The sequence below is a fragment of the Paenalcaligenes sp. GW821-LYS-B07-1 genome (assembly GCF_058803365.1).
Genome location: NZ_CM179516.1, coordinates 1,655,077 through 1,667,159, shown reverse-complemented (window position 1 = coordinate 1,667,159; position 12,083 = coordinate 1,655,077). Strand labels below are relative to the sequence as shown.

Annotated in this window: 13 protein-coding genes; 6 read left to right on the top strand and 7 right to left on the bottom strand. The window is 44.0% G+C overall.

All coding sequences use genetic code 11. From position 1 onward, the window contains the following. Positions 1-384: 384 nt before the first annotated feature. From AC3QL0_RS07900 to AC3QL0_RS07890, 3 genes are read right to left on the bottom strand one after another with little or no spacing between them, the layout of a single operon-like run. Positions 385-519 (bottom strand): hypothetical protein, encoded by a 135-nt coding sequence (locus AC3QL0_RS07900; RefSeq protein ID WP_493010851.1) that lies wholly within the window; start codon positions 517-519, stop codon positions 385-387. Positions 520-569: 50 nt separating this feature from the next. Then, on the bottom strand, positions 570-959 hold the full coding sequence (locus AC3QL0_RS07895) for a carboxymuconolactone decarboxylase family protein (RefSeq protein WP_493010850.1): 390 nt from the start codon (positions 957-959) through the stop codon (positions 570-572). Then, positions 956-1,939 carry an aldo/keto reductase gene (locus AC3QL0_RS07890; protein WP_493010849.1) on the bottom strand — a complete coding sequence of 328 codons (984 nt, stop codon included), beginning with the start codon at positions 1,937-1,939 and terminating at the stop codon, positions 956-958. The genes AC3QL0_RS07895 and AC3QL0_RS07890 overlap by 4 nt, the downstream gene beginning before the upstream one ends. A gap of 97 nt (positions 1,940-2,036) precedes the next feature. On the opposite strand from AC3QL0_RS07890, the gene AC3QL0_RS07885 reads away from it, so the two are divergent. After that, positions 2,037-2,930, top strand: a complete 894-nt coding sequence (locus AC3QL0_RS07885; RefSeq protein WP_493010848.1) for a LysR family transcriptional regulator — start codon at positions 2,037-2,039, stop codon at positions 2,928-2,930. 150 nt (positions 2,931-3,080) lie between these two features. Here the strand turns inward: AC3QL0_RS07885 and AC3QL0_RS07880 are convergent, their stop codons facing one another. Then, on the bottom strand, positions 3,081-4,520 hold the full coding sequence (locus tag AC3QL0_RS07880) for a DUF6985 domain-containing protein (protein WP_493010847.1): 1,440 nt from the start codon (positions 4,518-4,520) through the stop codon (positions 3,081-3,083). Between the two features lie 85 nt (positions 4,521-4,605). Then, the gene (locus AC3QL0_RS07875; protein WP_493010846.1) at positions 4,606-4,896 is read right to left on the bottom strand and encodes a DUF1330 domain-containing protein; all 291 of its coding nucleotides are present in this window, start codon (positions 4,894-4,896) and stop codon (positions 4,606-4,608) included. 71 nt (positions 4,897-4,967) lie between these two features. Here AC3QL0_RS07875 and AC3QL0_RS07870 point away from each other — a divergent pair, with 71 nt between their 5' ends. Further along, on the top strand, positions 4,968-5,420 hold the full coding sequence (locus AC3QL0_RS07870; protein WP_493010845.1) for a MarR family winged helix-turn-helix transcriptional regulator: 453 nt from the start codon (positions 4,968-4,970) through the stop codon (positions 5,418-5,420). Positions 5,421-5,851: 431 nt separating this feature from the next. Then, the gene (gene mdlC / locus AC3QL0_RS07865; RefSeq protein ID WP_493010844.1) at positions 5,852-7,483 is read left to right on the top strand and encodes a benzoylformate decarboxylase; all 1,632 of its coding nucleotides are present in this window, start codon (positions 5,852-5,854) and stop codon (positions 7,481-7,483) included. 295 nt (positions 7,484-7,778) lie between these two features. Here mdlC and AC3QL0_RS07860 read toward each other — a convergent pair whose 3' ends face one another. Next, the gene (locus tag AC3QL0_RS07860; protein WP_493010843.1) at positions 7,779-8,987 is read right to left on the bottom strand and encodes an MFS transporter; all 1,209 of its coding nucleotides are present in this window, start codon (positions 8,985-8,987) and stop codon (positions 7,779-7,781) included. An 82-nt stretch (positions 8,988-9,069) separates the two neighbouring features. Here AC3QL0_RS07860 and AC3QL0_RS07855 point away from each other — a divergent pair, with 82 nt between their 5' ends. After that, a complete protein-coding gene (locus AC3QL0_RS07855; RefSeq protein WP_493010842.1) occupies positions 9,070-9,885 on the top strand; it encodes an AraC family ligand binding domain-containing protein in 816 nt (271 codons plus the stop codon). Positions 9,886-10,323: 438 nt separating this feature from the next. Continuing rightward, positions 10,324-10,542 carry a hypothetical protein gene (locus tag AC3QL0_RS07850; RefSeq protein WP_493010841.1) on the top strand — a complete coding sequence of 73 codons (219 nt, stop codon included), beginning with the start codon at positions 10,324-10,326 and terminating at the stop codon, positions 10,540-10,542. 184 nt (positions 10,543-10,726) lie between these two features. On the opposite strand, the gene AC3QL0_RS07845 is transcribed toward AC3QL0_RS07850, so the two are convergent. Next, positions 10,727-11,140 carry a hypothetical protein gene (locus AC3QL0_RS07845; protein ID WP_493010840.1) on the bottom strand — a complete coding sequence of 138 codons (414 nt, stop codon included), beginning with the start codon at positions 11,138-11,140 and terminating at the stop codon, positions 10,727-10,729. Positions 11,141-11,546: 406 nt separating this feature from the next. On the opposite strand from AC3QL0_RS07845, the gene AC3QL0_RS07840 reads away from it, so the two are divergent. Next, positions 11,547-11,966 (top strand): glycosyltransferase family 2 protein, encoded by a 420-nt coding sequence (locus AC3QL0_RS07840; RefSeq protein WP_493010839.1) that lies wholly within the window; start codon positions 11,547-11,549, stop codon positions 11,964-11,966. The last annotated feature ends 117 nt before the right edge of the window (positions 11,967-12,083 follow it).

Genomic DNA, 12,083 nt, shown 5'->3' with positions numbered 1-12,083 from the left:
AAAAATCCACCCTAACTGCTCTACTATTGTAAAAACCAAAAATTGAAAATAAAAATTTTTTTAATAACCAAAACTAAAAATTTACTCTTTATTTTTTTGCAATATAGCCATTAATATAGATCACTTTTATTTAAAAAATTGAATTTTAAATAAACATTTCTACATGTATCTTCTAACAATGAATCAAAAGCACAGAACGAATCATTAGATATTTATTAGGCCGATCTATACCAACTGCGCCCCAATGGTTCCAATAACAGCCCAAAATGCGCCATGAGCAATTGCACCAACAACTCTAGCGCCCATCATTGCGGAAAATACTGGTGAAAAAGCGGCAAGCCACGCGTAGACAGATACAACCAATCCTGTCGTAGCCTCACTTTTCTAAAAACTTTCTGCAAGTTGCGAAAGCAATCCAATGGGAGCCAACTCTGTTGTCACAATAGTGAAGGTGCTAATGCCCAATGCAATCACGGCAGCCCATACACGCCATGAAACAGTTTCATTTGAAGCAGACATAAAATTTACTAATTAACAGGTATAGTTAATGAGGAAGAAAAGGTATTCATTTACCTTTCTGTATGTGCAGAGAAGGCTGCTTCCGCCGCTGTAATGCCGTTCATACATGCCGGAACACCTGCATATACTGCAATTTGTAAAATAATTTCAATAATCTCTTCACGACTGACACCAACATTTAATGAGGCACGTATATGAAACTCCAACTGTGGTGCTGCTGTTCCCATTGCCATTAATGCAGCAACAGTCAACATCTCCCTAGTTTTCAGATCTATACCTGGGCGAGAAACGATGTCAGCGAAAGAAAATCCTAGAATCAATTCGGCAAAATCCGGTGACAACCTGTCAAGCCTCTTAGCTACCTTCGCAGGTGCTTCTGGGTCAAGCCCCTTCAAAAGCGACAAAGCTATTTCCCGTCGATTTCCATTCATAGCAGTCATAAGCCCACTCCCTTCATACCTTCTTTAGTATAGCGCTCACCTACAGCACGTATGTCAGAAATTTTGTTTGACAATGCATGAAGCTCTTCTTCTGTAAGTTGGATATTTGCGGCAGCGATATTGTCAGTAAGATTTCGCAACGAGTTCGTGCCAGGAATAGGCACAATATCATCCCCCTGAGCTAGTAGCCATGCAATGGCAATTTGCGCAGGAGTAACCCCTTTTTTAATGGCTAGTTCAGAGATTACTGATACAAACGATTCGTTCTTCTTAGCATTCTCTGGTTGAAAACGAGGTAAAGTAGCTCGAAAATCAGTAGCATCTATCTGGCTGCTATCCTGGAAACGACCTGTTAAAAACCCACGTCCCAAAGGTGAGTAAGCCACAAACCCGATACCAAGCTCTCGGCAAACAGGAAGAATCTCAGACTCCACATCCCTGCTCCAAAGTGAGAACTCACTTTGCACTGCGGTGATAGGGTGAACAGCATGTGCGCGTCTTAAAGTATCCGCACTGACCTCACTTAAACCAATATGTGCAATTTTTCCTGCTTGTTTTAGATCTACAAGGCCTTGCATCGTCTCTTCAATTGGTCTTCCTGGCTCAATACGGTGAACGTAGTACAGGTCAATCTGCTCAACACCAAGCCGTTTCAATGATGCTTCGCATGCCTGCTTAGCGTACTCAGGACTATTATCAATAGCTCTACGCTGCTCTCCCCCATTTCGTATGATTCCAAACTTAGTTGCAATTTTTATATTTTTTCGGTGCAACCTCAGAAACTTACCAATGAGCTCCTCATTATGATTCGGGCCGTACATATCAGCCGTATCGAACATAGTCACTCCTAATTCCACTGCTTTGTGGAGCACTTGCATGGAAGCAACTTCATCACGAGGACTGTAAAACTCACTCATTCCCATGCAACCCAATCCTATTGGGGAGACGCTTAGTCCATTACCTAGATTCCGGTTATTCATATTGATTTCTCCTATAAAGATGCATGTAGTATCATCTTTCAAAAATACGGTATCAATAGAACATTATGGAATTCAATTTTCCAAAAACGGAAAACACATGAAAAAGAACTTAAATTGGGACGATGTTCGGATATTTCTAGCTATTGCCCGCACAGGAACATTAACTCAGGCATCAAAGTTATTAAAACTTGGAATAGCTACTGTTACGCGACGCTTGGATAGATTAGAAAGATCTCTCGGAGTTAAGCTTTTTTCGCGACATCAAAGCGGCTACTTTTTGACCGATGAGGGCACTGCTTTACTCGATCGTGCTGAAACATTAGAGTTGGCAGGCCAGGCTTTTGAAGCTACTGAGGTAAACCAAGTCGTTGGGCATGTACGACTTGCTACTGCTGAGAACTTAGCAAATCCACTGATCATACCGTCACTCAGCCATTTTTTAGATACACATCCAAACCTGACTCTTGAGATCGTTACTAGCGCAAACACTATCAACTTGCACCGCAGAGATGCCGATCTAGCAATCAGACTGGTCAAACCAAACAATGGAAATGTTACTCTCAGGCGCATAGGTACTCTAGGTTTCGGACTCTACGGCTCTTCTACATATCTAGCTAATCACTCAATAGATAAGAGTACCTCTTCATTAGAGTCAGACCACCTCATTGGTTGGCTTGAAACATATAGCCATTTACCATCAGCACAGTGGATTAATCGCGTATTATCAGACAGACCCGCTAGACTCTTAACTAACAGTCTAGCGAGTCAACTTGCAGCCGCAAACGCGGGAGTTGGACTTGCTGTTCTGCCTCATTTTTTAGCGCGTAATGCAGGTTTGGAATGTGTCATTTCAGAGCTAGGCATAGACCAAGCAATATGGCTGGTGATTCATTCAGACCTGACTCATTCTCGCCGAGTTAGGGCAGTTGCTGATTTTATGCTCGATTTATTTGAAAGCAAGGCTAATGAATTAGCGTACGCCGACATATAAAAGTTTGCCTAAGACCGCATTTAGCGATTGCAGAATCAATCTAAACAGTTTAGGTTCATACATGGGGTGCAAGGGTTAGAAGGTTCAAACCCTTTCGTTCTGACTTAAGTAACTCAACTCATCATCGTAGAAAACCGACTTCAAATTGCATTACCGCTCGATGCACCACTGCTTGACCGTCACTGTCAGACCATGCTCGGGGTCCCAGCAAGCATCAGCAGCAAGATTAAACCCATCGTCGTTATCGACATAAAGGCTACACGTTTTGCCAAGCAGCTTCCAGATTTCGCCAGGACTGCTGATTTTGGGATAACAATCAGCCCATTCAGCCCTCTCGTCATCCGACATTGCCTCAAACTCAGAATACATCGTTTCGCTATAGAGACTGAACACATAGGCCTCGAAAACCGGCTTGAATGCGGTGTTATTGATGATTTCCTTAACGAAGGCGACACGTGACGCGGTGAGCGCGTCCTCCTCGCCGTCCACATTCACTTCAAAAGGTAGTTCACTCCACGCCGGCGTTACCTTTTTCTTTAGTTGCCATTGATAGGTCGAATCGAACGTGAACGTGCCCACACCCTTGATACGAACATCTTGGATCGTCGCTCTGTATCTGCGCAGCATGGTCCATCCGCCCTTACCATGATGGAGTAGATACTCCTCATTCAAGCGATTGTTGTCCCCAACTAGGCTCTCGACAGGCACCAGTTTATAATTGTGTTTTTTCTGATTGAAAACATAGGTACGATCGAAAGTCTGCGCTGCACCGATCTTGATCTCACGCCGCAATAATGGAGGCGGCGCATGATAGGGATTGCTGGGCAGTTTCGTTGCAAACCAGTTGGCCTTCTCTGTGAATTCCTCCCTGCTCTCGAAACGCTGCCCGTTAACGCGGTGTTGGTACTCCACGTTACGTACGCCATCGAAAATCATTTCGCTGGGTCGCTCGAGAAATGACATGATAAGCGCCTGAGGGTCAGCCGCCGTTGTCGGCGTAATATCGGTCGAGGCTAGATAGTCCGCCATCAGGCGTTCGAACAGCTCTTCATTGCTCCTTTCAGCCACAGGACGTAGCTTCTTGTCTGGACCGATCTGTTCAAGAAAAGCGGCCATATCATCTGCAATTCGAATCGGTTGCGATGGACCCTGATCACCAGAGTATCCAACCCTCCGAACCGCCCAGATCGAACCCCGGTTTTCGTCGTTCAGGCTTATCAGCAGGCGAAACGAGACTTGAGGATTGCCCCCCTTGATCTGCCCGAATGGGAAATAGAGCTTGGTGTCATGGGGCAACAAATGGCCCTCATTGCTCTCCGTAAAATCTTTGTAGTTGCTGACAGAGAACACCTCATTCTCGACCGCTTCAAATTGCAAATCGTGAAGATAGTCTCCGGCCCTCACCAGGATTGTCTGATGGTCGTAATCAATTTTTCGCCAGCCAATATTTGCCAGATACCAAAGAAAGTCATCCGGGAATGACTTTCCAACCCTGAGTCCTAGCTCATCGATTATCCCCTTTGAGTATTGAAACGGAGAGCATGGATCTTTTTCGTATGGCATTGCCGCAGTGACAGATCTAATTCTCAACGGATAACTCCTTCGCAGCTTGATTTTTATTGCCAGATCGCTGACTGAATAGCTGTCAGCTCACAAGCCATTTCGCTTGCCGAGTTTAGGCTATTTCAACGACAAACATTCGCGCTTGCTGAGCTTCATTGCGCTCTAACTTAATTGGTGCATACTTCTCAGAATTATAAAAGGCTAGAGCCTTATCTAACGTCGGAAACTCGAAGACCCCTGCCAACGGAAAAGGCTCTATGTCTCCCTCCAAGGCTTGCATCACAGGGCCGAAATGCAGAATTTTTCCACCCGCATCCTCTAGAGCATCCATAAAACGAGGGGCTAACTTCGCCTGCTTAGCTGGGTCAATAATTCGCAAGTTTATATGCACATACGCTGGCATTTTTCTCTCCGAAAATTGCAAAATAGTGTATATACAGTATTATATTCTCATTACTTTGTCGAGATACATGGATGAGCGAACTTAATCAAGAGATGTTGAACTGCATTGCGGTTACATGCCCAGGATTCCAAGCACGAGCTACCGCACGAGCTATCACTCGTTATTACAACAACCATTTCAAGACTCTAGATCTCACAGCTGAACAATTCAGCCTGCTAGTCGGAATAGGTGCAGCGAAGGGAACTACGCTTGTTAAGCTGGCTGCTAGCTCTGGGGTTGATCCGACAACACTAAGCCGGAGTGTACGCACTCTGGAAGCAAGCGGCTTGGTCTGCGCCGAGGGTGGGCGCGGTCGCTCTGGCAAACATTTACTGCTAACCAATTTGGGCAAGAGCACACTGCTCAAAGCCTTACCCATATGGGAATCAGCCAAAGCTGAACTATCTCAAAAAATTGGTGCACAGAAACTTCCATCCGTCATAGAAGCAATGGCAGAACTAGCTAAAGCGAGTACCCCTAACTAATTAGATCCCCTCAAACCTACCACCATAGGCTGCCTATGCCCTGTCTGCGATTGATGTGATCAGCTCGACGATGTGCTTGGACTAGTACAAGTATGGAGTTCACTAGCCTAAGTGCTTTATAGACAGAAAAAAGCTGACTGTAGGTGAATGCAGCGTTACGCTCTTTGTTGTTCGATTTTTCCACGTCTACAAATGATTAATCCAAAAACAAGAATGCATTTCAATACTATTTTGAATTAAAAATCATCAACCCGAGAAATATTAAGTAACACAATAAAATTCATACAATAATATTAATAATCAAAAGTTTAAATTGTTTTTATTCATTGCTTTATATCTGTAATCTGATAAACAAGAACCATCGCATATACTCACATTTTTAGAATCGCAAACAGTACCTTTACCAAATCAGAAACTTGGAGAAAGATCATATGGAACAAAAAACCATACGCGACGTTACGATGGATCTACTGCGTGAGCTAGAGCTCACTACCGTATTCGGAAACCCAGGATCCACAGAAGAGACTTTTCTCAAGAATTTTCCTGAAGACTTCAAATACGTACAGGTACTACAAGAAGCTTCCGCAGTAGGTGCTGCAGATGGCTATGCTCAGGCAACCCGCAAACCAGCAATCGTAAACGTCCATACTTCAGCCGGTCTGTGCAATGCCATGAGCAACATCATGACTGCCTATATGAATAAAACCCCATTGATTATCACGGCTGGAAACCAGACCCGCGACATGTTGCTCATGGAGCCTTGGTTAACGAACGTACAACCCACTGTTCTACCGCAACCTTGGGTGAAATGGAGCTACGAGCCTGTACGCGCTGAAGACGTACCCGCAGCGTTTATGCGTGCCTATGCTATGGCTATGCAAGCACCAGCAGGCCCAGTATTTTTATCCATACCTTTAGATGACTGGGATCAACCCGCGACAGAAGCTGCAGTAGTTAGAAAAATATCCACCCGCATTGCCCCAGACCCAAGCTTAATTAAAGAGTTTGCAGAGAAACTGTCTAAGGCCAAAAACCCTGCCCTGATTTACGGTTCTTCTATTGCTCGTGGTGATGGCTGGAACCAAGCTATTAAACTGGCAGAAAAATTACAGGCCCATGTTTTCGCGGCACCATCATCTGAGCGCCCTCCTTTCCCTGAAACTCACCCACTTTACTGCGGTGGTTTACCCTTTGCGAAAGGCCCGCTCTCTGAACGCCTTGAGGGTTATGACGTTGCTATCGTAATTGGTGCACCTGTCTTCCGTTACTACCCATGGGTAGAAGGCTCCTACTTACCGGATAATCTGCAACTCTTACACATCACTGATGACCCTAACGAAAGTGGTCGCGCCCCAGTTGGTGATAGTCTTCTTGGCGATGCCGTTCTCTCATTAGAGATTCTAGAAAGTTTAGTCACGAAACGTGCTCAAACAGCTGCTGCACCGGTGAAGCAAGCCCATGGCATGGCTCCACATCCAGCACCTAAAGCTGCCGCTGCTCAAGATGGTAAATTGACCGCTCTGGAATTGTTCCAAGCGCTACGTGCAGCTTGCCCAGAAGATACGATCATTATGGAAGAGTCCCCTTCCAATATTGCCGAACTTCACACTGCATGGCCAATTGATAAGCCTGATTCTTTTTACACCGCAGCAAGTGGCAGTCTGGGCTGGAATCTACCTGCTAGTGTCGGTATTGCGCTTGCAGAAAAAGAGAAAGCACATCCGCGCCCTGTGGTAGTTGCTATTGGTGATGGATCATTCCAATATGCAATCCAAGCTCTATGGACAGCGGTGCAACAGAAGCTGCCTATTCTTTTCGTTGTTCCATGCAACTCGCAATACAGCATCCTGAAAGCCTTTGCCGTATTGGAAGAGACCCCTAATGTACCGGGCTTAGATATTCCTGGCTTGGATTTTGTGTCTCTTGCTAAAGGCTACGGCGCTACCGGTGCTCATGCTGAGACTATTGAAGAAATCAAAGCAGAATGCCAAAAAGCACTAAGCAGAAGTGGGCCTACAGTGTTGTCTGTACCTATCTCTCACACTGTGCCACCACTACTCTAATCCGCGTTAACTCTAGCTTCTAGCTATTGCTAGAGGCTAAGTGAGATTAGAATAATTTAGCCCCTTCTCAGGGGCTATTTTTATATCAGTACAACCATTATTTAATTGTTCCTGGTGAGCAGCCACCCACCAGGAACGTACACCACTAATCACCCTAGATCTGAAGGAGTAAGGATGATACTTAAAAACTCTTACCAAAAAGCAATAATGACTGCGAGTGTTAGCTTGTAAAGCCCCCCCCTAAATCCACCACAAGGCTTACACTGCACACTCACTGAAATTCTCTAAGATATGCTTATTCATGATGCTCTTTGAGAGCATGACGAACCACGATACCTGAAAGCACTATAACAATTATCATTAACGCAGCCAAAGCACCAAAAGCTATTGGAAGACCAGTGACTCCGGCCACGTAACCAATAACAGCTGGCCCAAGAAAAACGCCAAGGTAGCCCAACGTACCAGTCACTGCTATCGCATAACTAGCAGGCATAAACCTTTGGGAACCAGCAAGGCTAAATACAACAGGTACTATATTTGCTGCACCAAAACCTGCAATTCCTAAACCCACTAAGATTATAGGAAAAACCTCCGCCTGTGAGGCTACTCCTACACCTATCATTGTCAATACTGCACCAATCAAAAGCGTGGCCCTATTCCCAACAGTCATCACGAAACGATCACCAACCAAGCGTGCAATAGTCATAGCCAATGCAAAAACCACATACCCTGCCCCCGCATTTCCTACCGAGATATTTCTATACTCACTAAGTAAAACCGCACCCCAATCAAGCACAGCACCTTCAACTAAGAAAATAAGTAGTGCTATGACGCCCAATAGCACCACAACACTATGAGGTATTACAAACGACTTCTCTTTGCGCTTATCTGACGAGCGTGTCGCCAAAAATCTCGGTGCAGCAATAGAGATGCACACCAAAACAATTGTGCTAACAAGAAGAGCACTCACAACTAACCCTACGCCCAAAGACAAAGCTGCTGTCATTACAGCAGCACCAAGTAGGCCACCTACGCTGTATAAACCGTGGAAGCCGGACATTAATGTTTTTCCAGCCTGCGTCTGAACTTCTGTACCATGAATATTTGCTGCAACATCAACAGCACCGAGCGATAAACCGAATAAAAAGAGCGCCCCTCCCAACATCAAACTTGTAGGGGCTATAGCCATTATTGGTAATGCCAACATCAACCCTACGCTACCGTAAAGGATCAACGTTTTACTCCCAAACCTACCAGCTAACGCACCGGCACCTGGCATTCCTAATACACTACCAAGACCCAGAAATAACAAAATAGTCCCCAGCTCTGCATGACTAGCACCTAGTCGTGCCTTAGCGTATGGAACCATTGGAGCCCAACAAGACAAACCAAACCCAGCAATAAAAAAGGCCAGTTTAGTTGCGAGTTTTGCTTGTGAAATACTGGGGGATTTTTTTTTGGAAGACCTACCTTGTACATTATCGAAATGCATGTGTGTTTGCATACAATTTCCAATCTCAGTGAACTCAATAGGTACTATGTTATAGCTCTTCCATAAATAACCAATAACGATACAATGACTAAATATGTCGATAAAACGTCAAACCGATTTTGGCCCTGATTCTGCTATTTCTCATGTCGTGAGCATGGAAGAACACTGGCCACCAGCTAGTCAAGTAGACATGCACACACACAAACGTGACCAATTCATGTACTCAACTAGAGGGGTTATGCACGTTATTACTAAACATGGCAGGTGGATACTTCCCCCGACGCGGGCAATCTGGATTAGCGGCGGTACAGAACATGGGTTTGAAGCAAAACACCCCGTTGACTTAACCATCCTATATATTGAACCCAGAGCCCTAGGATCACCCAGATGGGATGCTTGCGTAGTCGTCAACGTATCGGCATTAGTCCGAGAACTAATTTTGGCGTGTGCTCGCTTACCTTGGGACTATCCACATAACTCTAATGAAAGTCGTTTAGCTCGCGTTCTTCTGGAACAACTGAGTGCGTTACCACAAGCACCTCTTAATTTACCGGCTCCTAGCGATAATCGTGCTGTCCGTTTAGCAAAGTGGCTTCAGCAACACCCCTCAGACCGTACACCTCTAGCAAGTCTGGCACCACAATTTGGAGGTAGTATCAAAACAATTGAACGTTTGTTCATCTCAGAAACTGGAATGTCTTTTGGCAACTGGAGACACAGATTGCGAATGATGACAGCACTAGAACTGGTAGCTCAAGAGGAAAGCATCTCCAACATCGCTTATGCTGTTGGTTACGAATCACCATCCAGTTTCATTGCTGCATTTCGTAGCACGTTTGGAACCACACCTGCACGGTATTTCGATATTCAAAACAATACTGAAATTCAAGATACAAGAGCTTATAGATGAGCTAGAACATCACGGAAAAAGAATTGATCAGCTACTTAAGAAGCATAAAGCAAGTGATGTTACCTCCTCATCTTCAACTCATGGCGCCTACATTTCATCAAAACTGTTGGTCGAAGTCATTGACTCTCTCACAATTAAGTGTGCATCGATTAGGGCAATTTTCTCATCTCAACACTTCATCTAACTCTTAATCTGCACCAGCAAAATAGGCTGTCCGCTTCCTCGTGAGTTAGTAGCGGTACAAGCCCTCACATACGCTGCATATCATCGCCAACCTCCTACTCACCGCCATATTTTTCATCGCATGTGTTGATACGAGAGAGTTTTGCGCTTTGTTGATCTACCTCAATTTTTTGACGATTTGACCCAAGTTTTGATTGCATAAAGTTACCTTTTTAGGAATATGCTTTAGAACGATATGAAAATACGAGGAAGATCATGAAAGTGCGACGCGCCACAGTAGATGAGCAAGATGGTCAATATTTTGTATCAATAAGCGAACTAGAAAGAACCACTATAGTTTCGGGACGAATTGTTGTTCGTGACCTTACCGGACAGGTTAGGTTTGGTCCGTATAATTCTTCCGAATCAGCCCAAGTGGATGCTCAACGATTTAAAAATACGGGCGACATACCCAAAAAAGGACAGGTTTCCTAAGCAGAGAGACTGTCGCTACGCTCTTGGTAGAGCTGCTTCTAACTTGACTCAATCATTGCCTTTAGGAAGGTCGCTCAAGTCGTCACCAATAAGATCAAGCAGAATTACTTTGCATCACCAGATGGCCGCAGGCTGAGAGCGCCTAATCTTGGGAGGGCTTTTGGGAATTAAGCTTGCAGTACCTTCACTGAAACATAGATCGAGCCATGGCTGATGACTCGATCTCTTTCTTTATATCTGACTCACGCGCCTCCTTGCCTAATGCTTTTTGCGTAACGTCATTTATAGACTGCATCATCCAACTGGGTGTTTGGTAATGTGCCACAACATCAGTAATCATTTCTTTTAGGTTTAGTCCTATATTAGTACCATTATCTGCTCTGTCTGACTCAAGATCTGAATTGGGCCTATACAGCAAAAACCTTAACTCCTCCTCCGATTTGTATACATAAGATTTTTTAGTAAATGGGGAAAAAATTCCATTTATATCTCTACTACTTTTTCTCCCCTCTACATACTCAATTTCAGCAACAGCCAGATTGTATCCAGTAGGAATCACAAGCGAGTTTTTTAATTTTCCTACTGTGGATGTAATCATTCTAGCAATGGGGGTTTCATCCGCAACTATTTGGTAGACAGCCTTTATGCCCTAATCTCCTAATCCTTAGTTTTTTGCACTAAAGTACGCGCACGTAGATCATGACTGGCATCATCCCAGGGAGTTTGCCAGCCATGACTGTACCTTCAGAACAATCCCGCATCCAGCACACCACTGGCAGCACCATTACGACAACCACTCCTCTACCCACCTTTTATTTTTCTACCGCATCATGTTCAACTACAATCATAGCAATTACCCTCACCTGCTTACCTTTAGTTGAAATTCAGAATCTATAGTTTAATATTTCTCCAGAAAAAAATTATAAACACCAAAAATTAACCACCCAAACAAAACCACATCATTTCTCACCTTAAAAAAAATTATACACATTGAGATTTATTATATGAAAAACAATATTGAAGTCAGCGTTATAATACCTGTTTATAATGTGGAAAAATATCTTCCTGATTTAATAGATTCAATAAAAAAACAATCCAATCCAAATTTTGAATTTCTATTTATCAATGATGGCTCAACAGACTCAAGCCCATCCATTATAAAAGAAGCATGTCGTAATGATCCAAGATTTAGAATTATTAATAAAGAAAATGGTGGTTTATCAAGCGCTAGAAACACTGGCATAAAAAATGCCATAGGTACATGGATTTGTTTTATAGACTCTGATGACTGGATCGCACCTGACTCATTGCAGAAACTGTTGTCCCAAGCAGAAGAGCAAGCAGAAAGAAAACCACTACTCAACAAACAACCGTGGGAGAAGTCCTCGATGGTAAGCAATGGATTATTAGATCCGTTGATCTGAAGGAGTGGCCACACTTTGCCTGGCTGCAACTCATCAAACGCGATCTTATCGTGAATGCGGCCATCTTTTTGCTCTGATACGAAAAAAAAATGCCAGACCTAAAGATAAGAAAAGAGC